Annotated in this window: 34 protein-coding genes; 32 read left to right on the top strand and 2 right to left on the bottom strand. The window is 58.6% G+C overall.

Annotated elements, in window-relative coordinates:
- Positions 1–221 precede the first annotated feature (221 nt).
- Positions 222–503, bottom strand: a complete 282-nt coding sequence (locus ACP7A2_RS15255; RefSeq protein ID WP_426134867.1) for a hypothetical protein — start codon at positions 501–503, stop codon at positions 222–224.
- A 381-nt stretch (positions 504–884) separates the two neighbouring features.
- Here ACP7A2_RS15255 and ACP7A2_RS15260 point away from each other — a divergent pair, with 381 nt between their 5' ends.
- Positions 885–1202 carry a DUF1654 domain-containing protein gene (locus ACP7A2_RS15260; RefSeq protein WP_426134868.1) on the top strand — a complete coding sequence of 106 codons (318 nt, stop codon included), beginning with the start codon at positions 885–887 and terminating at the stop codon, positions 1200–1202.
- 49 nt (positions 1203–1251) lie between these two features.
- Here ACP7A2_RS15260 and ACP7A2_RS15265 read toward each other — a convergent pair whose 3' ends face one another.
- Positions 1252–2100, bottom strand: coding sequence for an XRE family transcriptional regulator (locus tag ACP7A2_RS15265; protein ID WP_426134869.1), 849 nt, complete (start codon positions 2098–2100; stop codon positions 1252–1254).
- A gap of 88 nt (positions 2101–2188) precedes the next feature.
- Between ACP7A2_RS15265 and ACP7A2_RS15270 the strand changes: the two genes are divergently transcribed.
- The 31 genes from ACP7A2_RS15270 (at position 2189) to ACP7A2_RS15420 (ending at position 22399) form a co-directional block, all read left to right on the top strand.
- Entirely contained in the window at positions 2189–2368 is a 180-nt protein-coding gene (locus ACP7A2_RS15270) for a Cro/CI family transcriptional regulator (protein WP_184743433.1), read from the top strand.
- A 29-nt stretch (positions 2369–2397) separates the two neighbouring features.
- Positions 2398–2874, top strand: coding sequence for a phage regulatory CII family protein (locus ACP7A2_RS15275; RefSeq protein ID WP_426134870.1), 477 nt, complete (start codon positions 2398–2400; stop codon positions 2872–2874).
- A 104-nt stretch (positions 2875–2978) separates the two neighbouring features.
- A complete protein-coding gene (locus tag ACP7A2_RS15280; protein ID WP_426134944.1) occupies positions 2979–3641 on the top strand; it encodes a phage antirepressor KilAC domain-containing protein in 663 nt (220 codons plus the stop codon).
- Entirely contained in the window at positions 3641–4393 is a 753-nt protein-coding gene (locus ACP7A2_RS15285; RefSeq protein WP_426134871.1) for a DnaT-like ssDNA-binding domain-containing protein, read from the top strand. The genes ACP7A2_RS15280 and ACP7A2_RS15285 overlap by 1 nt, the downstream gene beginning before the upstream one ends.
- Positions 4393–5076, top strand: coding sequence for a replication protein P (locus tag ACP7A2_RS15290; RefSeq protein WP_426134872.1), 684 nt, complete (start codon positions 4393–4395; stop codon positions 5074–5076). Before ACP7A2_RS15285 ends, ACP7A2_RS15290 begins: the two co-directional genes overlap by 1 nt.
- Entirely contained in the window at positions 5073–5369 is a 297-nt protein-coding gene (locus ACP7A2_RS15295; RefSeq protein ID WP_426134873.1) for a DUF1364 domain-containing protein, read from the top strand. Before ACP7A2_RS15290 ends, ACP7A2_RS15295 begins: the two co-directional genes overlap by 4 nt.
- Positions 5366–5797 carry a VRR-NUC domain-containing protein gene (locus tag ACP7A2_RS15300; protein ID WP_426134874.1) on the top strand — a complete coding sequence of 144 codons (432 nt, stop codon included), beginning with the start codon at positions 5366–5368 and terminating at the stop codon, positions 5795–5797. The genes ACP7A2_RS15295 and ACP7A2_RS15300 overlap by 4 nt, the downstream gene beginning before the upstream one ends.
- A complete protein-coding gene (locus ACP7A2_RS15305) occupies positions 5794–7059 on the top strand; it encodes a tyrosine-type recombinase/integrase (RefSeq protein ID WP_426134875.1) in 1266 nt (421 codons plus the stop codon). Before ACP7A2_RS15300 ends, ACP7A2_RS15305 begins: the two co-directional genes overlap by 4 nt.
- 31 nt (positions 7060–7090) lie before the next feature.
- Positions 7091–7270, top strand: coding sequence for a hypothetical protein (locus ACP7A2_RS15310; protein ID WP_426134876.1), 180 nt, complete (start codon positions 7091–7093; stop codon positions 7268–7270).
- The gene (locus ACP7A2_RS15315) at positions 7267–7584 is read left to right on the top strand and encodes a hypothetical protein (protein ID WP_426134877.1); all 318 of its coding nucleotides are present in this window, start codon (positions 7267–7269) and stop codon (positions 7582–7584) included. The genes ACP7A2_RS15310 and ACP7A2_RS15315 overlap by 4 nt, the downstream gene beginning before the upstream one ends.
- Before the next feature lie 3 nt (positions 7585–7587).
- Entirely contained in the window at positions 7588–8151 is a 564-nt protein-coding gene (locus ACP7A2_RS15320) for a hypothetical protein (RefSeq protein ID WP_426134878.1), read from the top strand.
- A gap of 118 nt (positions 8152–8269) precedes the next feature.
- Positions 8270–8641: a hypothetical protein gene (locus ACP7A2_RS15325; RefSeq protein ID WP_049712367.1), complete on the top strand. Its 372-nt coding sequence runs from the start codon at positions 8270–8272 to the stop codon at positions 8639–8641.
- Positions 8641–8979: a hypothetical protein gene (locus ACP7A2_RS15330; protein ID WP_426134879.1), complete on the top strand. Its 339-nt coding sequence runs from the start codon at positions 8641–8643 to the stop codon at positions 8977–8979. Before ACP7A2_RS15325 ends, ACP7A2_RS15330 begins: the two co-directional genes overlap by 1 nt.
- Before the next feature lie 60 nt (positions 8980–9039).
- Positions 9040–9222, top strand: coding sequence for a hypothetical protein (locus ACP7A2_RS15335; RefSeq protein ID WP_426134880.1), 183 nt, complete (start codon positions 9040–9042; stop codon positions 9220–9222).
- A complete protein-coding gene (locus tag ACP7A2_RS15340; protein WP_426134881.1) occupies positions 9213–9587 on the top strand; it encodes an HNH endonuclease signature motif containing protein in 375 nt (124 codons plus the stop codon). Before ACP7A2_RS15335 ends, ACP7A2_RS15340 begins: the two co-directional genes overlap by 10 nt.
- 159 nt (positions 9588–9746) lie before the next feature.
- Positions 9747–10232 carry a phage terminase small subunit P27 family gene (locus ACP7A2_RS15345; protein ID WP_426134882.1) on the top strand — a complete coding sequence of 162 codons (486 nt, stop codon included), beginning with the start codon at positions 9747–9749 and terminating at the stop codon, positions 10230–10232.
- Positions 10232–11959: a terminase large subunit gene (locus tag ACP7A2_RS15350; RefSeq protein WP_426134883.1), complete on the top strand. Its 1728-nt coding sequence runs from the start codon at positions 10232–10234 to the stop codon at positions 11957–11959. The genes ACP7A2_RS15345 and ACP7A2_RS15350 overlap by 1 nt, the downstream gene beginning before the upstream one ends.
- Positions 11960–11966: 7 nt before the next feature.
- Positions 11967–12131 carry a hypothetical protein gene (locus ACP7A2_RS15355; protein WP_162834933.1) on the top strand — a complete coding sequence of 55 codons (165 nt, stop codon included), beginning with the start codon at positions 11967–11969 and terminating at the stop codon, positions 12129–12131.
- Positions 12124–13461: a phage portal protein gene (locus ACP7A2_RS15360; protein ID WP_426134884.1), complete on the top strand. Its 1338-nt coding sequence runs from the start codon at positions 12124–12126 to the stop codon at positions 13459–13461. Before ACP7A2_RS15355 ends, ACP7A2_RS15360 begins: the two co-directional genes overlap by 8 nt.
- Complete coding sequence (locus tag ACP7A2_RS15365) at positions 13458–14159, top strand: HK97 family phage prohead protease (RefSeq protein ID WP_426134885.1); 702 nt, start codon at positions 13458–13460, stop codon at positions 14157–14159. The genes ACP7A2_RS15360 and ACP7A2_RS15365 overlap by 4 nt, the downstream gene beginning before the upstream one ends.
- A 9-nt stretch (positions 14160–14168) precedes the next feature.
- Positions 14169–15422, top strand: a complete 1254-nt coding sequence (locus ACP7A2_RS15370) for a phage major capsid protein (protein WP_426134886.1) — start codon at positions 14169–14171, stop codon at positions 15420–15422.
- 50 nt (positions 15423–15472) lie between these two features.
- Positions 15473–15715, top strand: a complete 243-nt coding sequence (locus ACP7A2_RS15375; RefSeq protein WP_167418566.1) for a hypothetical protein — start codon at positions 15473–15475, stop codon at positions 15713–15715.
- 2 nt (positions 15716–15717) lie between these two features.
- Positions 15718–16194, top strand: a complete 477-nt coding sequence (locus ACP7A2_RS15380) for a head-tail connector protein (protein WP_426134887.1) — start codon at positions 15718–15720, stop codon at positions 16192–16194.
- Complete coding sequence (locus ACP7A2_RS15385) at positions 16194–16535, top strand: phage head closure protein (protein ID WP_426134888.1); 342 nt, start codon at positions 16194–16196, stop codon at positions 16533–16535. The genes ACP7A2_RS15380 and ACP7A2_RS15385 overlap by 1 nt, the downstream gene beginning before the upstream one ends.
- A complete protein-coding gene (locus ACP7A2_RS15390) occupies positions 16525–17007 on the top strand; it encodes an HK97-gp10 family putative phage morphogenesis protein (protein ID WP_426134889.1) in 483 nt (160 codons plus the stop codon). Before ACP7A2_RS15385 ends, ACP7A2_RS15390 begins: the two co-directional genes overlap by 11 nt.
- Positions 17007–17372 (top strand): DUF3168 domain-containing protein, encoded by a 366-nt coding sequence (locus tag ACP7A2_RS15395; protein WP_426134890.1) that lies wholly within the window; start codon positions 17007–17009, stop codon positions 17370–17372. Before ACP7A2_RS15390 ends, ACP7A2_RS15395 begins: the two co-directional genes overlap by 1 nt.
- A gap of 64 nt (positions 17373–17436) precedes the next feature.
- Entirely contained in the window at positions 17437–17934 is a 498-nt protein-coding gene (locus tag ACP7A2_RS15400) for a phage tail tube protein (protein ID WP_426134891.1), read from the top strand.
- Entirely contained in the window at positions 17934–18269 is a 336-nt protein-coding gene (locus tag ACP7A2_RS15405; protein WP_426134892.1) for a phage tail assembly chaperone family protein, TAC, read from the top strand. Before ACP7A2_RS15400 ends, ACP7A2_RS15405 begins: the two co-directional genes overlap by 1 nt.
- A 32-nt stretch (positions 18270–18301) precedes the next feature.
- Positions 18302–18565, top strand: coding sequence for a phage tail assembly protein T (locus ACP7A2_RS15410; protein WP_426134893.1), 264 nt, complete (start codon positions 18302–18304; stop codon positions 18563–18565).
- A gap of 494 nt (positions 18566–19059) precedes the next feature.
- Complete coding sequence (locus ACP7A2_RS15415) at positions 19060–22062, top strand: phage tail tape measure protein (protein ID WP_426134894.1); 3003 nt, start codon at positions 19060–19062, stop codon at positions 22060–22062.
- The gene (locus ACP7A2_RS15420; protein WP_426134895.1) at positions 22055–22399 is read left to right on the top strand and encodes a phage tail protein; all 345 of its coding nucleotides are present in this window, start codon (positions 22055–22057) and stop codon (positions 22397–22399) included. The genes ACP7A2_RS15415 and ACP7A2_RS15420 overlap by 8 nt, the downstream gene beginning before the upstream one ends.
- Positions 22400–22445: the final 46 nt, after the last annotated feature.

Consider the following 22445-nt stretch of genomic DNA (forward strand, 5'->3'; position numbering starts at 1 on the left):
CGCGTTAGTGGCAACTACCGAGTATTCCTCGGTAGTTGGTTGTGATGCAGGAAGCGGTTATAGGCCGCGATTTCGTCCGCATCGGGGTGTGAACTGCATGACGTTTGTCTGCCTTTGCTCTCGCGCTGGCCGGCGGTACTCAGTTCACACTCCGATACAGCCTGCGTTTCGGCACGCAAGTGACCGGGCAGTTAACGACAGGCTGTCGTGGCGCTGGTTGTTCAGGCTGCGAGCTTTTGGGCCTTTTTGAGTGCTCGCTCAAAGCTTTCGAAGTAATAGGTCTTCTCCGGCTTGAACGCGCTACCGATGATTATCATGGTGGCCGCCGGGTCGCCTGGCCCCCGGCCGCCAACGAAACCGCGCGGGCGGGTATCGGCGAGCAACATCCCACCCTTGGGCATTTTCTCGCCGAAGCCCAGCACGGTTACTCCTGCTGCCTTGCATGCCTCCTGCCGCTCAGGCTTGAGAGCTAGCAGGCCACTCTGATGCGTGTACAGGTTCATGATTCGTCCTCGGTTGTCATCCCGCTGCACCCTGTCGCCAAGGTGCAGCAGTGATGCTTTCCGTCCAATTGCCGCCGGAAGGGGCGGGGCGCATTGCTTGCCGGGTCGTTCACTCGGTTCTGGCGTTTCACCATCGGGCAGCCGTACAGGGTTGTCCCTGTCGTTGGCAGGCTTTCGGGCCTGTCTGCTCGCCGGTCGCCGGTAGAGGCAATGCGGTCTGTTGTTTGTTGCGCTGGCTGTTAAAGAGCGGTGGGCGTCCTGTGCTTGTGGAGAAGCACAAGTCGGCTTGCATTTATAAAAGCATGCTTGTGATTTGAATGCAAGCACGCTTGTGTATATTTTGCTTACTGTATGTATGTACAGCATTCTTGGGAGGTGGTTATGGCTAAGCAGAAGGGAGGCCCGGCAGGCTCGGCACGGGCAGAAATGACGGGTGTGGAACGGCTGGGATTGAGGGTGTCATCGATGATCAACCACCCAGTTGCGCAGGCGCAGCGCTGGGTGATGATTCATCGCCTGGACACGGACGGAGATCGGGAGTGGGAAGAGGTTCTGGGGGTAATAGCCGAAACCGACGAGCTTGAGTTGACGCTCAATGACGACGGCAGCGTGACGGTTAGGTGGGAGCAGCAGGAGGTTGAGGTGGCGGGGAAGGGCGAGGTTGAGTTTGTTCTGGAAGAAGAGGCGGCGCCTTTCTAGCTGGCAACAAAAAGCCCGGCGCTGGCCGGGCTTTGATGACGTGCATGCCTTATACCGGCTGTCCGTTCCACACGTAAAGCACACGGGCCAAGATGTGGGTGTCATCCACGCGGATCTCTTCTATGTCGTGATGCTTGTTGTCCGAGATCATCTTGAAACGATCCTTGCCTTTCTTCTGCAAGCGCTTCACGTACAGCATCTCGTCGTGCGAGAAGAGGTATATGCCATCCCCGGTGAACTCCCGGATCGTGATATCTACCAGCAGTGGGTCGCGATCCTTGATCGTTGGCGCCATCGACTGTCCCCAGCCGGTGATCATCTTGAGGTGGAAGTGCTCTTTGAACGTGACACCCATCTCGCGCAAATGCTTGGGGCTGACCCGTATGTCCTGAAGCATCTCTGGGAATTCGTGTGGTATCTGCCCGCCGCCCATTGCTGCGCGCACGTCGTAGTGGGCAATCCATACTTCGTCACCGACTTGGCCAGCCCTGGTGAAATCGACTTTCACCACATTGGTCGAATTCGACTCAAGCGCCACATCTTCTACCACTTCGGCGATTCGTGCTCTCGCCTCATCCGATAAGCCCCGGCCGTGCTTCGCGAGCATCTGCTTGACCAGGTCCGCCGAAGAATAATTGCCAGATTTTGGAGTATCCGCGGCCTTCCGGCTTGGCGGCTCACCTTTGCCTGATAGCAGCCAATCTACCGTCGTGTCATAGCCTTCAGCGATCGCTACCAGATTTTCGTTCTTTATGTTGCCGGTATCCCCGGCAAACCACTGACGAACAGCTTCGTAGCTGACCCCGCAGGTGGTCGCTATATCTCTTTTGAATCCTCGCGGGCCGATCTCAGGCTTTCGCGCCAGGACAAGTTTCGCAATCCGATCAGTAATTTTCATGCAAGCAATCTACAAGTTAGCTTGGCAAGCATGCTTGCTTAGTAAACACAAGCATGCTTGAATTGCCGTATACCCAAAGGAGTCAGCCATGAACCGTGCCGACGCAATTAACCATTTCAAAGGGATCGCCCCCCTCGCCAAAGCGCTCGGCATCACATACGAGGCAGTCCGGCAGTGGGGCGAAGAGATCCCAGAGCTACGTCAGTACCAGCTTGAACTTGTAACCAACGGCCAATTGAAGGCCGACAAAAAGAAAACCGCTGCATAAGGCGTCCTTGTCATTGATCTGTTGAGCGAATGATCGCCGGACCTGGCGGCCGCCACTACGGAAACAAATTTGAGGTTTTACGAATGGAAGATTTCTTGAGGGCTTGCCACACCACCATCAAGGAAAGTGGGGCGGAAGAGTTGGCTGGAAAGATGTGCCTATCGCACGTGAGCCTGCTGCAGCGCTCGAACCCGGACAACTCGGCGCATCACCTCACAATCGAGCATCTGTTCGGCGTTTTGCTGCACACCGGAGACATGCGGGCGCTGATTTCCCTCGCTGACAAGTTTGGCTACGACCTGGTAGCCCGCGAAAAGCCAGTTGCCAAGCCGCTGATGGTTGCGCTCGGGCACCTGTCCGCCGAGTGCGGGGACGTGGGGCGTTTGATCTTCGACGCCGCCGCTGACAACCACATCAGCCAGCACGAAAAAGCCCAAGGCGAGAAAGCAATTCAGGAAGCAATCGAAGCGCTGCACATCCTTCGCGAGTCGCTGAAGGCCGCCTGAATCGCAGGCATAAAAAAACCGCCTGGCAGGGCGGTCCTTTCAACAGCAATAAAACTTGTGGGGCCATTATGAACACACTCGTCGCTCCAAGCAATACCGTCACCATGTCGAGCCGGGAGGTCGCCGATCTAACCGGAAAGCAGCATCACCACGTCGTGCGCGACATTAAGCACAACTTGGCGGAGCTGAACTTAGATGCATCCAAATTTGGATGCATCTACTTGGACGCCTCGAATCGGAAGCAAACCGAGTACCTGCTTCCGCCGGACCTCGTCATGACGCTGCTGACCGGCTACAGCGTCCCGCTTCGTCATCGTGTCGTGACACGTTTGCACGAACTTGAAAGCGTGTCACGACACGTTGCCATTCCTCAATCCCTGCCAGAAGCCCTGCGCTTTGCAGCCGATCTCGCCGACAAGAATGGCGAGCTCCAGCGACTGATTTCAGATCAGGCCCCAAAGGTCGCAGCCATCAAACGGCTTGCCGTCGCCGGCGGAGCTATATGCATCACTGACGCCGCCAAGCAACTTGGTGTCGCGCCATCTCGACTCTTTGCCTGGCTTGAACAGCGCCGCTGGATATTCCGACGCCATGGCTGCAAGCGCTGGGTCGCATACCAGCCCCGCATAACCTCTGGGTACATGACCCATAAGGTCACTGCGTTGAAGCCTGATCCCGAGACCGGTATCGATCGCGCGGCCTTCGACCCAATGATCACTCCAAAGGGGCTGACACGCCTCGCTGAACTACTGCAGGAGGCCGCGTAATGGCCGGCGATTGGATCAAGTTCGAACTCACCACCCTGGACAAACCCGAGGTTTGCCAGATCGCAGACTTGGCGGACATCGATCCCGACGCTGTCGTCGGCAAGCTGATGCGCGTGTGGGGATGGTTCGATCAACAAACTGAAAACGGTAACGCTCCGAGCGTTAGCAAAAAGTTACTGGATCGTCTGGTAGGCGCTATCGGTTTCTGCGAGCACATGAAATCGGTCGCATGGATGATCGAGAGCGACGGTGTTATCAGCCTTCCTCATTTCGACCGGCACAACGGGAAGACCGCTAAAAACAGGCTTCTCACGGCAAAACGGGTGGCAAACCACAAGGCGAGTAACGGTAAAAGTAACGCTGCGAACGTTAGCGGTGCGTTACCTAAAGAAGAGAAGAGAAGAGAAGATCAAAACCCTCTCTCTACGCATGAGCGTGTCGATCCTCGCATGCCCAGCGAGATGACACTCGACTGGAATCCTGATGACAAGCTGCTGAAGACCTACTCGGTTCATTCTGGCCTAGCGATGGACCTGTTCACCGAAGAGGCGCGCCGGGCATTCACTGCTCACTACGAGCCGCGTGGACAAGTGAACACTCAGGCTGAGTGGGTGCAGATGCTTGTTAAGTGGGTGCTGAACGATAAAACCCGAGCAGCCGCTAACAACGTCACGCCCTTTCGCCAAAGGCCGGCAGCTGCTTCCGACTTCGATGACGACAGCACCGACTGGCAGAACGGAGTGCAATCCTGATGAAGCAGGTATCCGCAGTAACACAGGGCCTCTGGGCCAATCCCAAGGCAGGCGAGTTCATCTCGGCAGATGAGACGCACGCTCCACAGGATGAAGGCCGCCGTCAGATGGCCGTTGCGATCAACGACTTGTTCACTGAGCTCCGGCTGATTCGTTCAGCGTGGCGTCAGGCGTGGCCGGACAAGGAAACCTACCGCGCGGCCAAGGTTCAGTGGATGCAGGCTTTCCTGGACGAAGGCATTCGAACCCAGGGGCAGATTGAGCTCGGCATGATCAAGGCACGGAAGCAGGTTTCCGACTTCATCCCAAGCCCAGGGCAGTTTATCGAGTGGTGCAAGCCAACGCCGGAAATGCTGGGCCTGCCACCTCTGGCAGCCGCTCACCGCGAAGCTGTGCGGAACTCCCACCCAGGCATGGCTGGCCAGGGCAAGTGGTCGCACGATGCGGTCTGGCACACGGCCAAGGAGTGCGGATTCGAGAGCCTGAACAAACTCGACGCCGCACTGAGCCTGAAGCTGTTCGACCGCAATTACACGATCACCATTCGGCGGTTGCTCGACGGCTTGCCGCTTCAGCCAATGCCCAAGGCGCTTCCAGCCAAGGTTGACGGACGAATCACACCCGAGGTGGGGAAGGGCGCCATCGCCGAGTTGCGCGCCCGTCTTGCTGGTGGATCCCGATGAGCAAACTTAGGAATGCCGCGCGCGATCGAGACTGCCAGGTCCGGTTTCCGGGGTGTGGTTGCGACCCGAGCACCACCGTTCTGGCGCACTACCGCCTCGCCGGCACTTGCGGGATGGGCATGAAGCCCAACGACTTGCAGGCGGCTTGGGCCTGCGCGTATTGCCACGATATCGCCGACGGCCGCCTGCGTGCGCCCGGGGAGCTGACCAAATACGAGATCCGCCTCTTCCTCGCCGAGGGTGTCATGCGTACCCAGGACATCCTGATCAGCGAAGGGATGGTGAAGCTTTGAAGCCATTCAGCCCGAAGGCCTTAACCGCCAAGCCGGTGCGCGCCAAGTCCATCGACCGTGAGGGCCTGGAACAGGCAGCGCTGATCAAGGAAATAAGCCTGCGCTACCCGGCTGCCGCGAAGCTGATCTACCACGTCCCGAACGGTGGGCACCGCCACAAGCTGGTGGCGATCAAGCTGAAAGAGCAGGGCGTTAAGGCTGGTGTTCCCGACCTGGTGTTGCCGATGGCCCGTGGCGGGTACTTCGGCCTGTACATCGAATTTAAGGCCACAGCACCGCATGACGCCGCCGTTTCCCCGGCCCAGGACGCTTACCTCCAGGCGCTGACCGATCAGGGTTACTTGGCCATCGTTTGCCGCGGGCACTTCGACGCCATCGAGGCGATCCGGGCTTACCTCCTCCAACCTCAGACCAAGGCCGCCGCATGACCCAGACAATGCTCACTTCGTTTACCGATGCGGAGATCCGTCGTCAGGCCAGCAACAGCGCAGTGCGTGACATGCGCGACGCTCGGTACCCGGGCGTGTATTTCCGTTTCCATCAAAACCGCGAGCGCGGTACCTGGTATCTGGTGTCGGGCGGCAAGTGGGACAAGATCGCCGGGTTTCCTCAGCTGCCGGTGAAGGGGTTGATCGTCGCGTTGCCGAAGATCCGCGAGCGTCTGGCCGCTGATCCAAAGGCCTCGGCCGCCGCTGGCACCTTGCAGACTGTCGGCGAGCTGCTCGACTGGTTCACCGGGCGCCAGTCCGTTGACCGCAGCCTCTCAGCGAAGCGCCGCTCCACCAACACCTCGATCATCTCGTGCCATCTGAAACCACGGCTCGGCACCCTGGTAGTGGAGGACGTTGATCGGGCCACGCTCGACAAGCTGGTCATGTGGCCGATGCAGGCCGAAATGTCGCTGTCCTACGTGCGATTGATGTGGGGCGTGCTGGTCGTCGCCTTCCGCCAGGCCGAGAAACTGCGCCTTATCACCACCAACCCCATCGCCGGGTTCAAGTTCACCGACTTCACCAAGGCCCGCATCCAGCCTAAGCCGTCTCGCTTGCGTGCGGTGCAGCTCGAAGAGGTCATAGGCCAACTGGCCGAGGGGTTCGATCAGCACCCGCAGGACTGCATGTTGGCGTTGATGATGCTGTGCCATGGCACTCGCGCTGGCGAGACCCGGCAAGCCCAATGGTCCCACCTGACCCTGGGTGAGCAGGGCGAGTGGTTCATTCCCACTGAGAACACCAAGACCCGCTGTGAACATCACCTGCCGCTCACCCATCAGGTTTGTGCGCTGCTGGAGCGGTACCGGGACTGGCAGGCGTCCAAAAGCTACAAGGGCACCTACCTGTTCCCCGCCCGTATCCGTGGCCCGATGAGTGACAGCCAGGCCTGTGCCGTGTTCACACGCCTGGGCAAGGGCGAGTGGACGAGCCACGACCTGCGCAAGGTGGCCCGAACCGGCTGGACTGACCTTGGCGTCGACTTCCTGATTGGCGAGATGCTGGTGAACCACACCATGACCCGCAACGTGCAGACCTACATCCATACCTCGGCGGAGCTGCTCAAGCGCGAGGCGCTGAACAAGTGGCACGACTGGCTAGACGGGAAGGGCTTTGGCCTGATTCACCGCTCGACCATGACTAGAAACGGAAATTCGCACAATGACGCCGAGGCCTTGAATGGCGCGGCCTCTAGCTAAATTCAGAAACCATAAAAGGCGAGGTTTAAAAATGGCGAATCAAGACCTTTTCAAGCCGAGCATCAGCCTCTGGCAGCACTACGTCACCATCATCAGTGTTGCTGGCATGGGCCTGGCGGTCTCGTTCAATTCGGGGTGGGTCGCAGCTATCGTCGTGATTTCCTTCTTTGCTGGTGCAGCTATTGAGGGCTTCGCTGGTGCACGCCCATGAAAAAGTCCCACGGCCCAGCATTCCGCGCCGCTCAGCTCGACCTGGCCAAGTGCCCGGCATGCCGTGGTCGAGCGGTGATCAGCGGCGTCTTCCATGAACTGGCCTGCGTGCAGTGCAACGCAGCGGGCTGGGTCGCAGCCGAAACCGGCGAAGCGCTCCCGCTGGAGGTGCTGGTGACACAGCTGAGCATTCGTCTGCAGGCCGCCGAACACCGGATCGCACAGTTCAACTGCTTCAAGCCCGCCGGTGCTGAAGCGCAATACGACGAGAACAACCGCCGCGGCGCCGGCGGCACCAACTACACAGGGGATTGAACCATGGCTATGTATAAGGACGTGATGGGCACCCTGGTGCGGGTGCTGGCAGCGGACAACATCGACAACAGCACCAAGCAGTCCTGGCAGAAGCTGATCGACGCCGACCTTCGTCAGGGTGGGACCGGAAGCACGCTGTCAGTGCGTGACAAGTTCGATTACGACTGCTGCCTATATGCGTTGCTACACCGCCAGCTTGAGCCGGCTCAGTGGGATGTGCTGGTGGCCAAGTACTCGACGCACAAGGCCAACAAGGTCGGTGCCATCGGCAGGCTGGTGGCCCGCATGGTTTCACCGGCCCCCCAACTGTTCATCTATAAGTCGCTGACTGCCTGGGCCATACCGAAGCTGAAAGGCGTGCAAGTTGGCAAGCGCTCCACCGACATGATTGTGCTGCCTGCCGAATTCTATGACATGAACACATGGGACCTGGCGGGCTCGCCTGAACGCACTCGTCGCAACTGGCGAGGCGGAATCCACAAGCGTTTGGAGAAGCTCGAAGAGCAGGCGGTGATCCATGCCACCGAGATATTCGACAGTGAGCAAATCTTTGTAGATGCCGCTTGACCCATTGGCCGACTGGCCGTAAATTAACCCCATCATGTCGATCTTGCGCGTTATGAGAGACGACCAAAAATTCTGAGCCCCGCCACTGTGCGGGGCTTTTTCGTTTCTGGAGTAACGGATGGATCCTACTGACCTCGGCCCAGGCACAGCTACCTGGCTTGGCGGTAGTGCCACCGTCGCGCTGGGCGGCCTGCTCTGGCTTCGCAAGTTCCTTTCGAAGGATGCCACCGATCGCGCAATGGATAACGCCGACATCGGCACCGTCCGGCGTTTGAACGAACTACTGGACACTGAGCGCGCACGGGCGAACGCCGCCGAGGCGCGCGCTGACCAGTTCGCCAAAGAGCGCAACGAGCTCGCCGCGGCAGTTGGGCGCATGGAAGGGAAGATCGAAGCCCTCACCAGCCAAGTCGCTCAGCTCACTGATCGTGTGACGCAGCAGAGTGACGAGATCAACCGCCTGCGCACCAAGCTGGGAGGAGTCGCCTGATGGACAGATGCGCAATCAACTTCATCGCCCGCCATTGGTGGAGGCGTGCCGAGGTGTGGGTAATCGCGCTGTTGCTGGTAGCCGGCGGATCCATCCTTGGCTACCAGGCCGGTGTGTGGTCGGCCAGCAGCGAGCAGACCAAACAGCTTGCCGAAGTGCGCGCCGCTTACGACGCGGCTCTGGGCAAGCGGGATCTACGGCTGACCACGTTGGCCGAGAAGACCCAGGATGCGGCGGTCAAGGTGCAAGAGGCATCGAACACGGCAGTCCAGGCGGCAGACACGGCGGCCAAGGCAGCTGATAAAGCTGATGAAGCGCTCAGTCGAGCGGCTCAGTAGTGGCCTGCAGTGGATGCGCTGCCCGGCGCGAATGGATCAATAAGATGACGAGACTGGCCTATGAGCGAGCAAGCCAACTGCTTACAGATCGAAATGCTGGCCGAGATGAAGAAACAAACCGCGCTGCTGGAGCGGATGGAGGCCAACCAGTCGATGCTGATCCAAGCTCTGGCACAGGATCAGGCAGAGCAGGACCCTGACGCCCCACCCATGACGTACATGGATGGCAAACCGTGCCGCTAAGATCGCAGAAGCCATGCAATGCCCAAGGGTGCAACACGCTGACCCGCAACCCTCGGTACTGCGATGATCATGCCCACCTGCTCAAGAGTTCAACATGGGCCAAGCCTCGAGAGAGCAGCACCAAGCGCCACTACAACTACAAGTGGCAGCAGGCTCGGGCAGGCTGGCTGGCCAAGCACCCGCTTTGTCGGTGCTGCGAGCAGGCAGGCATGGTGGTCGCAGCGACTGATGTTGACCACATCATCCCGCATAAAGGTGACATGACCCTGTTCTGGGACCGGGACAACTGGCAGAGCCTGTGTGGACCATGCCACTCCAGCAAAACGGCTTCCGAGGATGGTGGTTTCGGCAATTCCCGGCGCTGAAAACAGAAAAATGGCCGAAAAACAGTCGAAAATGGCCAAATGAGAACGATTCGTGCAGAAAGGAAGGGGGAGGGTCGAAAGTCTGGGCCTTTTCGCTTCTAGACCGCGCCCTCAATCGTTTTTTTACACCCGCGAAATTAAAAAGTCAGGAGTTGCGCGATGGGAGGCACCGCCACGGTCGCCGGCCGTGGTCGCAAACCCAAGCCAACGGCCAAAAAAGCACTCGCCGGAAACCCCGGCAAGCGCGCGCTGAATACAGCCGAGCCGCAGTTTTCCAAGATCACCCAGATCGACCCACCGGATTGGTTCAGCCCTCGGGCAGCCACTATGTGGAACATGATTGTTCCAGAGCTACTGCGCGAGAACGTGGTGGCGATCACGGACCTGCACAACGTCGAGGCCTTCTGTAGCGCCTACGACAACTGGCGGCTTGCGCAGGAATCAATCACGCAGTATGGCATCGTCGTCACCGGTGCCACGGGCGGGCCGATGAAGAATCCCGCACTTACCGCCGCGAACGAAACGATGCGCCAGATGGTGACCTTCGGTTCGATGCTGGGTCTGGACCCGGCCAGCCGCACCCGATTGATCGGCGGCAACAAGGAGAAAGAAACCAACGAATTTGCCAACTTACTGAGAACCTGATGACCAAATCTGCCCACCCCAATGTCGACAAGGCAACGGCGTGGGGTCGGTCCTTGCTCCGCGGTAAGGTGCCGGCGTGCCGTTATATCCACCAGGCAGTGCAGCGCCACTTCGATGATCTGGCGGCCAGCCGCAAGCGCGGTTTCCGTTTCAAGTTCGATCCGGCGAAGGCAGAGAAAAAGCTCAAGCTGATGCAGTTGCTCCCGCACACCAAGGGCGAGTGGGCATTCAAGCGTCAGCTGATCACGCTGGAGCCTTGGCAGCTTTTCGGCCTGGCCGTTACATTCGGCTGGGTCAAGAAGAAGGGCGGCCACCGCCGGTTCCGTGAAAGCTACTGGGAAGTGCCCAGGAAGAACGGCAAATCAGTTGTTGCCGGTGGTGTTGGCATCAGCATGTTCGTTGCCGATGGCGAATTCGGTGCCGAGGTGTACGCCGGTGCGACCACAGAGAAGCAAGCGTGGGAGGTTTTCCGGCCCGCCAAGCTGATGGTCAGCAAGTCGCCGATGCTGATTCAGGCCGCCGGCATCGAGGTGAACGCCTCGAACATGAACATTCCGTCCGACTTCAGCCGGTTCGAGCCATTGATCGGTAACCCGGGCGACGGTGCATCGCCGAGCTGCGCCATCGTCGACGAATACCACGAACACCCAACCTCGGCCCAGTACGACACCATGCTCACAGGCATGGGCGCCCGGCGTCAGCCGCTGATGTTCATCATCACCACGGCCGGCGCCGACATTGAAGGCCCGTGCTACGACAAGCGCCGCCAGGTCGTCGAGATGCTGGCTGGTACGGTGCCGGACGAAGAGTTGTTCGGCTGGATCTGGACGCTCGATGAGGGCGACGACTGGACCGATCCGAAGATGCTGGCCAAGGCCAACCCGAACCACGGCGTCTCGGTGTTTCAGGAGTACCTGGAGAGTCAGCAAGCCAGGGCAATACGCTCGGCTCGCTTCGCGAACACGTTCAAAACGAAGCACCTCAACCTATGGGTTAGCGCGAAGTCGGGCTTCTTCAACATGGAAGACTGGAAATCCAGTGAAGACACCACGCTTACGCTCGATCAGTTCGAGGGTCAAGAGTGGATCGCGGGCTTCGACTTGGCCCGTAAGCTGGACATGAACTCAAGGGCGCGCCTTTTTTGGCGCGTCATTGACGCCAAGACGCACTATTACAGCGTGGCCCCTAAGTTCTGGGTGCCCTATGACACCGCGTATGACAGCGACAACAAGCGCATGTCCGAGCGTTTCCAAGCCTGGATCAACTCCAAACATCTGGAAATCACCGACGGCGCCGAGATCGATTACCGCGAAATCTTCGAAGACACCAAGGAAGCCAATCACCAAGCGCCGGTCCGCGAGTGCCCGATCGACCCACACGGCGCAACCGGCCTCAGCCACGATCTCGACGACGAAGGTTTCAACCCGATCACGATCACGCAGAACTACACCAACATGTCTGACCCCATGAAGGAGCTTGAGGCGGCGATAACTGCTGGCCGATTCCACCACGACGGTCATCCGATAATGACCTGGTGCATCGCCAACGTGATCGGGAAAAACATGCCTGGCAACGATGATGTCGTGCGGCCCATCAAGCAGGGCGACGACAACAAAATCGACGGCGCGGTAGCGCTGATAATGTCCATTGGCCGGGCGCTGATTCTGGCCAACGACAACAGCGGAAACATCAGCGACTTCTTTTCGAAACCTATCATTGTTGGATAACGAACCCATGGATACAGGCCTGATCCTCTTCATCGTGGCGGCCGTGGCCGCGCTGTGCCTGTTTGTCGCCGGCGTATTTGTCTTGGTCGGTCTCGGCTGGGCACTCATTGCTTGCGCTGCTTCTTTCTTGGCTGCGGCTGGATTCATCCGTAAGGGGCTGACTGGTGAATAAACCTATCAAGTCAGTCCTGCGCCAGGCTCTATTCAAATCCGCCGAGCCTGGATTTGTGAAGTCCTCGCTTGCTGGCTGGGTAGGTCGGCGCATTGGCCTGGGTGACGCTTCATTCTGGAATGGTTACTACGGCACTGATTCCGCTTCGGGAAAAACGGTGAGCCAGCAGACAGCGCTTCAGTTGTCGACTGTGTGGGCTTGCGTGCGTCTCATCGCCGAAACCCTGGCCACCCTCCCGATCGCACTTTACGAAGACAAGACCGGTGTGCCAGAGGTGGCCACTTCGCACCCCGTACACCGGGTGATCAGCCAGCAGCCTAACGCCGACCAAACCCCTGTTGAGTTCTGGGAATGTGTGGTGGCCAGCTTGCTGCTCAGCGGCAACAGTTTTAATGAGCCTCATTTGGTGGGGCGCGATCTGTCTTCGTTGGAGTTTATCCTCCCTCAGTCGGTTTCTCCGCCACGGCGCACGAGCAGCGGCGCGATCGAATACCGGTTCATCGACAGCGAGGGCAAGTCTCATACGCTGCTTGATGAGCAAATGATGCACACGCGCGGGTTCGGGACCGACCCCATGTGCGGCTTGAGCCCGCTTGCCATGGGCCGCAATGTATTCGGAGCTGCTATGGCTGCCGATGAGTCGGCCAGCAAGATGTTTGCCAACGGGATGAAACTCGGCGGCGTTCTGTCCACGGACCAGATTCTCAACAAAGCCCAACGGGAGGACATCCGAGAGGACATGGCTGCCAAGTTCGCCGGCGCGGTGAACACCGGCAAGACGATGGTGCTGGAAGCTGGCATGAAATATCAGCAGGTGTCCATGACGCCCGAAGATGCCCAAATGCTCCAAACCCGAGCTTTCAACGTCGAAGAGATCTGCCGGTGGTTTCGTGTGCCTCCTTGGATGGTGGGCCACACGTCGAACAGCACGAGCTGGGGCACCGGCATGGAACAGCAGATGCTTGGGTTCCTGAGCTTTACGCTGCTTCCCTGGATGAAGCGCATCGAGCAGAGCATTAATCGCCGCCTACTGCGGCCCGATGAGCGCCGGCGGTTTTACGCGAAGTTCAACCCAGAGGGCCTGCTCCGCGCCGACAGCGCTGCGCGTGCCGCGTTCTACAGCTCCATGACGCAAAACGGCATCTATACCCGCGACGATTGCCGGATCAAGGAAAACCTTGCACCCATGGGCGGTAACGCAGCGAAGCTCACGGTTCAATCCAACATGCTGCCGATCGACAAGCTCGGCGAGGGCTCGGGCGATGCCCAGCAAGCCCGTTCCGCGCTGTTGGACTGGCTCAACGAAACCCCCAAGGGGAACCAGGAATGAAACGGAAAGACCAGTCCCTGGCGGTGAAGTACCGCTCATTTGATTACGACGTGAAGGCTGTCAGCGATGACGGCCTTTTTTCTGGCTACGGATCGGTGTTCGGTGTCGTCGACAGTTACAACGAGGTGGTGGCGCCCGGGGCGTTTCTTGATTCGATCGCCGACCTCAAGGCGAAAGGCAGGTCTTTACCAGTCCTCTGGCAGCACCGCACCGCCGAGCCAATCGGTTCCTGGTCCATGGATACCCTTAAAGAGGACGCCAAGGGCTTGTTCGGTGATGGCGAGCTCTGGCTGGCTGATGCGCCGTATGCGCGTATCGCTATGCGCGGCATGAAGTCCCGATCCATCACTGGCCTTTCCATAGGCTATTACGTGCGCGAATCGAGCTTCGACGAGAAGACCCGCATCCGCACGCTCACCAAGCTCGACCTGGTGGAAATTTCCATTGTGACGGTACCGGCCAACGATGAGGCGCGCACCGACACCATCAAGTCGAAGCTGGCACATGGCGGCCTTCCTTCCCTTAAAGAATTCGAGTTGCTCTTGCGCGAGGCAGGATTCTCGAAAAATCAGTCAACGGTGATTGCCAACCGTGGACTGCAACACCTGCTCCGGAGCGAGTCCGCGGGCGACCTGGCTGAAGCTGAACTCGTCGAGGCGCTCAAATTGCGCCCGGCACTGACTCTCCCATCGTTTTGAGGATTCACCATGCATAACGCCATGAGCAACCAGGCTCGCGCCGAAAACCGTCAGTTGCAACGCAAGGAGCACTCCGACGACAAGGTCCAACTGAAAGCGGTAACCGACCTACTGGATCAGCGCGATCGAGAAATCAAAGCGTTCGCCGAGAAGGCGAACACAGAAATCAAAGAGCACGGCACCATTCTGGCTGATACCAAGACTGTTCTCGACGGCCTGGTAAAGGATGGCCTGGGCTTGCAGGATCGCCTGCAGGACATCGAGCAAAAGCTTGCTCGCCGATTTTCGGCCAACGATCCGACTGACGCCAAGTCGGTAGGCGAAGAGCTGTCCGACTCCGACGACTTCAAGGCCCTGCAAACTCGCGGCCGTGGCATCGCCCGCATTGGTCGCAAGGCCGTCACCAACATCACCAGCGCAACCACCGGTACCGGCGGCGTGGGCGTCGGCATCCAGCCAACACGGGTACCTGGCATCGTTGCAGATCCGGAGCGTCAGTTCGTCATCCGCGATTTGATCATGCCTGGTCGCACCGGCTCTAACGCTGTCGAGTTCGTGCAAGAAAGCGGCTTCCAAAACATGGCGGCGATCCAGGCCACTGAAGGCGCAGCGAAAGCCCAGTCGGATATCTCGTTCGCTTTGAAAACCACCAACGTGGTGACCATCGCGCACTGGTTCCGCGCCTCCAAGCAGGTTCTGTCCGATATCCCGCTGTTGCAGAGCTACATCAACGGTCGCGCGATCTACGGCCTGAAGTACAAGGAAGAAGAGCAGATCCTCGCCGGTAACGGCGTGGGCGGGAACATGCTCGGCCTGATCCCTCAGGCATCCGCTTTCAACAACGCCCTTCGCAAAGCCGGCGATACCAAGATCGATACGCTGCGTCGCGCCATCCTGCAGGTACGGATCGCCGAATACCGCGCCTCGGCGATCGCACTCAACCCCGTCGACTGGGCTGATATCGAGCTGACCAAGGACAGCACTGGCTCCTACATCTGGGTCAACGTCCAGGAAGGCGGCGCACAACGTCTGTGGAAGCTGCCTGTTGTGGACAGCAACGCTGTTCCAGAGGGTGAATTCCTGGTGGGCGCCATGAACATCGCGGCTCAGATTTTCGACCGCGAAGAGGCGGCCGTCGAAGTTTCGACTGAAGACGGCGACAACTTCCGTACCAACATGGTCACGATTCGCGCGGAAGAGCGCCTGGCTATGGCTGTGTACCGTGAAGAATCCTTCGTCCACGGTGAATTCGACGCGCCGTAAGGCTTCGACACCTCATAGGAGCGCACCCGGGAAACCGGGTGCGAACACCGATGCCAGACATCACTGTAAAAGCGATCAAGGGCTTCAATGCCGACGGCCTGGATTCAGGCGAAAAGTATGTGAAGCGTGGTGCGGAATTCACCGTGGATGAATCGGTGGCGCGCGATCTCCGCCGTAATGGCCTGATCGAGGAATACGACGTGAAGAATTCTGCTTCCCCGGAAAACAAGCAGGCCCCAACCCCTTCGAATAAAGCTGCGCCAAAACCCGCAGCCAAGAAAAAGGCCGACTGACCATGAGCGTGATCGACATCGAACTGGCCATGAAGCACCTGCTCGCGGAGCCTGAGGACCAGGACCTGGTGCAGTCGCAATTGGACGGCGCCGAGGAAGCTGCTCAGCAGTTCCTTCAGCGCCGGTTCTTTGCCGATCAGGCCGCTGTGGATCTTGCCAAGGCCGCGACCATTCCGAGAACCCAGGCCGCCCGTGCTGCATACCGCGCTGCGCTGGTAGTGGCTGATGATCCGGAGAATGTTGAAGACCGGTGCCGGTTACGGGAAAGGGCGCGCCAAACGCTGTCCGACACGTTCGAAGCAATCGACATGGATGACTTCGGGATTGTGATCAACAAGGCGATCGAGGCCGCGTGCCTGCTCAAGCTTGGGCACCTGTTCGCGAACCGTGAGGAGGTGGTGACGGGCACCATTGCCACCGAGCTGCCAATGACCAGCAAGTCTCTGTTGATGCCATATCGCATCCGGATGGGTGTGTAATGCGCGCCGGTCGGTTGCGACATCGCATCGATATCCAGAAGCCGGTGGTGGATCGCGACCCAGAAGACAACACCGAACTTCCGGTGAGATGGGAAACCGTCTGGGAGCGTTGCCCGGCATCGGTTGAGCCCTTGAGCGCAAGGGAGTTCTTGGCGGCGCAGGCGACTCAGTCCGAGGTGACAGCCAAGATTGTTGTTCGGTACCGCGCGGGCTTGCTGCCCACGATGCGTATCGTCCACCGAGGTGAGGTTTACAATATTGCTGGCGCACTGCCGGATAACGTTTCAGGCCTTGAGTATTTGACGCTGCCAGTCAGCAAGGGCGTGAACGATGGCCGATGAAGTCAAGTTCAGTTTGATCGGCATCGAGAGTCTGCTCGGAAAGCTGGCCACCGTGAACGATGAGGTCAAGCGAAAGACCGGCCGCACCGCACTTCGGCGTGCTGCTGAGATGGTTGCCAAGAACTTCAAAGAAGGTGCCCGGCGCTGGGATGATCCGGACACAGGGCGTTCCATTGCCGACAACATCGTGCTGCGCTGGAACGGCCGGCTGTTTCGCCGTACTGGTGACCTGGGCTTTCGCGTTGGCGTGCTGCACGGCGCGGTGCTGGTCAAAAACGGCAGCACCGAGAAAAGCGCGCCTACACCGCATTGGCGTCTGCTTGAGTTCGGTACCGAGCATATCGCTGCCGACCCCGTAGCCCGCCCAGCCCTGGAAGATCATATCGGCGAAGTCACCAATGAGTTCGCCACTCAGTTCGAGAAAGGTCTCGACCGAGCAATACGTCGGGACCAGAAGTCCAGGAGCAGCTGATGTTCGCACCAATCAACGCCGTGTGCGCCCTGGACGCTGGGGTTATTGCAGTACTTGGATCAGCGCCACAGCGCCTTTATCCATTCGGCGACGCACCACAGGATGGGCAAAAGCCTTACGCGGTATGGCAGACCATCGGCGGTGACCCCGAGAACTACCTGGCTGGGCGTCCAGACACCGACGGCTACACGTTGCAGGTCGATGTGTACGCTACGACGGGGAAGGACGCCCGGGCCGTTGCCAGGGCAATCAGGGACGCCATTGAGCTGAAGGCCTACATCATCCGCTGGGGCGGTGAAAGCCGCGACCCGTCCACAAAGAATTACCGGTACAGCTTCGACGTGAGCTGGCTCGTTCCTCGATAACGCTACAACCCAAACCAAACCCGCCAAGTGCGGGTTTTTTTATGCCCGACATTTGGAGAACGCCATGTCGATCCTTTCCCAAGGAACCCAGATCTACGCACTGGTCCCGCCGGTTTCCGGCACCGGGCCTATGACCGTCATGGAAGTTGAGTGTGCCACCAGCTTCGACCCTGGCGGCTCGCCGGCGGAGCAGATCGAAGACACCTGCCTCAGCGCCGAAGAGCGCAGCTACAAAAAAGGCTTGCGCACCCCAAGCCAAGCATCGCTCGGCCTGAACGCTGATCCGAACAACGCGAGCCACATTCGCCTGCATCAGCTCTCGGAAGCCAACGGCGATACCACCATCAAATGGGTGGTGGGCTGGTCGGACGGCAAAGACATTGTTCCTACCATCAGCGCTGAAGGTGATGACTTTGAGCTGCCAGCCACGCGTACCTGGTTCGCCTTCCAAGGCTATGTGGCCGACTTCCCATTCACCTTTGCGCAGAACGCCGTGGTTGCTTCGACAGTGTCGATCCAGCGCTCGGGCGGTTCCGCCTGGATTCGTAAGGTCTCCGCATAATGGAACTCAGCGTCGCAAACCTGAAAAAGTCGAAGGCTTTCACTGCTCGCCCCGTTGAAAAGGAAATCGTCTGGGGTAAGTCCACGTTCACCTGCTTTGTCCGACCGCTGTCTTACCAAACGGCTATCGGCGATATCGCTGCTCACCGAGGCGCCGATCCGCTGGCATGTCGAATTGCCTCCAGCATCTGCGATGCCGAGGGCAAGGCAGTGTTTACCGTCGCCGATATCACCGGCGAGGCCGACCCGGAGAAGGGCGCTCTCGACCCTGATCTGACTAACCTTCTGTTGATCGCCATTGGCGAGGTGCAGAACGTGGGAAAGACGAAGCCCTAGATCCAGGCGATGAGTTGTGGTGCGAGCTGGTCATGAATGGAATCGGCGGCCGCACCATTGCCGAAGCTCAAGAGCGCATGACCTATTCCGAATTTGTTGTCTGGATGAAGTTTCGCGCCAAACGCGGATCCCTGCACCAGGGCATGCGTGTCGAAATGGCCATGGCGCAGCTCCAGGCGCTCTACGTCAACTCGAAGACCGGCAAGGACGCGCCGAGGCTTTACCAGCAGGACTTCGCGCCGCATATGGATGCGCGCGTTGAGTCGCTGGAGGAGGCGTTCGCGGGTTGGGCTTAAACTGAACTTAGATGATAGAGTCCTCTTTTTTAGGGAGGAAAGGCAATGCACAAGGCCTGCGCACTGTTATTCACCGTTCTGGCTATCTCCGGTTGCGCTCAACAGCAGCCGTCAACCCCGCCTCTGGATGTTGCAAGAATTCACCCAACTCCCGTGTGTAGTGGTGAGCAACAGTGCTCGGAAATGTGGGGGCGTGCGATTCGATCCTTGCCAGCCATCTCCAGGATGAGGCTGATGACTGCTACGGACACCTATCTTCAAACCTTTCCTGCAAGCAAGGTCGGATATTTAAATGGTGCCGCGTACAAGCAAAAGTTGCCCGATGGTAGGTACTCAATAACCGCGACTTTCGATTGTCGAGGAAGGTCGTGGTGTTCTGATTTATCCAACCGCGCCTTGGACCTTTTTAACACTGACGTTCAAGGCTTTAGCAAGTAATACCGCGAGAATACTTACACCCGCTCCGGCGGGTTTTTTTATGCCTGGAGGAAAGCATGGCTGGATCACTTGGCACTCTGACTCTTGACCTGATTGCCAAGATAGGTGGCTTTACCGGCCCGATGGATCAGGCCGGGAGGTCCGCGAAGAAAGCATCCAAGGAGATGACGGATGCAGCGCGTGAAGCATCCCTTGCTTGGAACGCTCTCGCCGGTGCAGCAGCAGGGGTTGTAGGAGCATTTTCGGTCGCAAGCATCTTTGGTCGGTTCGTCACGGAAACGAAAAACGCAGAGCAAGAGCAGGCGCAGCTGGGCGCCGTACTTCGCTCAACTGGCGAGGCCGCAGGTTTCAATCGTGATCAGTTGAACTCCATGGCAGGCGCGCTGGAAAAGGCAACAACCTTTTCCGGTGGCGATATCAATCAGGCGCAAACTACGCTCTTGGCATTCACCGGTATCGTCGGCAACCAATTTAACCGCGCACTACAGTCAGCCGCTGATATGGCAGCGCGGACTGGAACCACGGTGAAAGACGCTGCCGAAACCATTGGCCGTGCCTTGGATGTTCCTTCTCAGGGGTTGACAGCCCTTAGCAAGCAGGGCTTTCGATTCACTGACGAGCAAAAGAAACTTGCTGCGGCGCTTGAGTCTACGGGCGATGTAGCTGGCGCTCAGCAAATTATACTTAAATCGTTGGAGGAGTCCTACGGCGGTGCGGCGGCCGCTGCACGTGACACGTTTGGTGGGTCGCTTGACGCTTTGCAGAACACTATTTCCAGCCTGCTCACTGGCGAAGGAAGTCTTGATTCGACCAAGGCAGCGATCGAAGGCCTAAACAAGGTACTTAGTTCTCCGGCCGCTAAGGCAGCGATCGAGGGGCTAGGAACTGCTGTTACTGTCCTCGCCACGGTAATGACTGCGCGATTGGCGGCCGCAGCGGTATCCACTTCTGCCAGCTTTGTTTTGCTGCAGGCGCAAGCAATAGGTGCCTCTCTCGCAACTGCGCGTTTGTCCGGGGCATCAATTGCAGCCACCGCTGGAATAACTGTAATGGGGGTTGCCGCGAGGGCGGCGTCCGCAGCAATGGCTTTGCTTGGCGGCCCTGTTGGTATTGCAATTACAGCTGGCGCAGCGCTCGCTTACTTTATGACGCGAAGCGACGATGCAAAAGAGAGTGCTGGCGGTCTGGCTGAAAAAGTCGATTGGCTGAGCAAGTCTTTTGATGGCTTAACGAAGAACCAGGCTCGTTCAGCGCTTCAAGACATCAACGCCCACCTGCTCGATGCCCAGCTTGCTGCGATCGATGCCGAGTCCGCGGTCAATCAATACCAACGGCTTTTACGAGATTACCCTGACGACAAGCGTCAGCAGGAATGGAACGCTTCGCTAGTCACTGCCCAGGGCGAGCTGGATACAGCAAGGCAAAAAGTTGCCGGTTTGGGCGAACAGATACAGCAGTTGAACGGGATTCTGGCTAACCAAGTAGATGTGCCAGTTTCTAAAGTCTATAAGGACATGGCCAGGGCTCTGGATGAGCAGATCGCAACGGTTGGGAAGCGAACAGAGGCTGAGAAACTTGCAGCCCGAATCAGCGGCGGCTTCGTAGAAGGGCTGAAAGCGGGCGAAGGCGACCTGTTGGTTGCCAAGCAGAAGAGCGTTGATGCGATAAAAAAGGCGGCAGAGGAAACCAAAAAGGCTGACGAGCGCACCAAGAGCTCCGCCAGAGCGGCGTCAGAAGCGCTGACCAAACGTGGTGTGGATGTCGAGCAGAACTACCGTCGTCAGATCGACCTTATCGACGAGACTACCGGAAAGAATCGCAAGGCCAGTGAGGTCGCAAAGCTCGCCTTCGAACTGGAAACCGGAAAGCTCAAGGGGGTGGGTGGTGAACGCCAGAAGGTTCTTGAGGATTTGGCGGCGGAGTTAGACGCGAAGATCAAGCTGAAAAAGCAGAACGAGGAGGACCTGAAGCTGGCCACCCTGCAGGCCAACCTTAAGGGCAGCAACACCATTGTCCGCCAGGGTTTTGAAATGGAACTGGCGGGCGCCGGTTCCGGAGAAAAGCTGCGGGGACGCCTCAAAGAAGACCTGGCGATCCAGCAGGATTACGCTAAGCAACGCGCAGAGATGTTCAAGCAGTACAAGGAAGCCGAGGTACTCGGTGACCCAGATGCAAAAATTCGATATGACAAGGAGACCGACCTTCTCGAGGAGGCCCTTGCTGAGCGCATGGTTATTCAGCAGGACTATTACAATCAGCTTGATTATGCCCAAAACAGCTGGATGGCTGGTGTCAGCAATGCCTGGGAGAACTTCGTTGAAGCAGCTACCGACTACTCATCGATGGCGGCTGATGCCACCTCCTCGATTTTGGGGAGCGCAAAAGGCGAGCTAAGTAGTTTCCTGACTGACGTTGAAACTGGTACCAAAAGTGCTGGTGATGCGCTGGGAGATCTTGTCTCGGGATTCGCCAAGTCCACTCTTCAGGCACTGAACGACATGGCCGCTCAGTGGCTGGTGTATCAGGCCGTGCAGCTTTTGGTGGGCAAGACTACCCAAGCGAGCGCAGTTCCGACGCTGGTGGCCAACGCCCAAGCGACGGCGTTTCAGGCGAGCCTGGCCGCGTTTGCTTCTACTGCCGCAATCCCGATCGTTGGACCCGCGGCCGCCCCGGCTGCCGCTGCTGCCGCTGCTGCGGCAACAGCCCCCATGGTCGCCGGCGTCGCAAGTGCGGCGCTTGCAGGGATGGCGCACGACGGTATCGATGCGGTGCCGGAGACTGGAACCTGGCTGCTTCAAAAGGGTGAGCGGGTAACAACGGCGGAAACCAGTGCCAAACTGGACAGGACTCTCGACCACCTGCGCGCAAACTCAGGTGGTGGAGGCGGTGGTATCACCTACAGCCCCCAAGTAACGGTGGAGGCTCAACCAGGTATGAGTGATCAGGATGCTCGGCGCCAGGGCGAGATGATCCAGGCTGGCCAAGAGGCCCAGTTCAGGCGATTCCTGCAGCGTGAGATGGGACAAAACGGACTGCTCTGGAGACGAACCCATGGTTGAAACATTCAGCTACTGCGTTCAGTTGGGCGGCGACGGAGAGATTGATCAGCGCACCTGGGAGAACGATTTCGGCGATGGGTACACCCAGGCCGGCGGCATCGGCATCAACACCAAAAGCGAGAGCTGGAACTTGACGCACTCCGGCGTTATGGCTCCTGGTGAGGAGTTGCTGAAGGTGCGAGATTTCATCGACCGGCATGAAGGTTACAAGGCGTTCATCTGGACGCCGCCGGGCGGAACTCAGGGCCGATATCGCTGCAAGGGCTATAAGTCAAAGCCCCTCGGTGCTGGCCTATGGACGCTCTCGTTCACGTTCAAGCAGACCTATACGCCGTAACCGAAAACCTCACCAAACCCCGCCGAGTGCGGGGTTTCTTGTTTCT

Origin of the sequence: Pseudomonas sp. PWP3-1b2 (genome assembly GCF_049896045.1) — a bacterium.
Lineage (GTDB): Bacteria > Pseudomonadota > Gammaproteobacteria > Pseudomonadales > Pseudomonadaceae > Aquipseudomonas > Aquipseudomonas antarctica_B.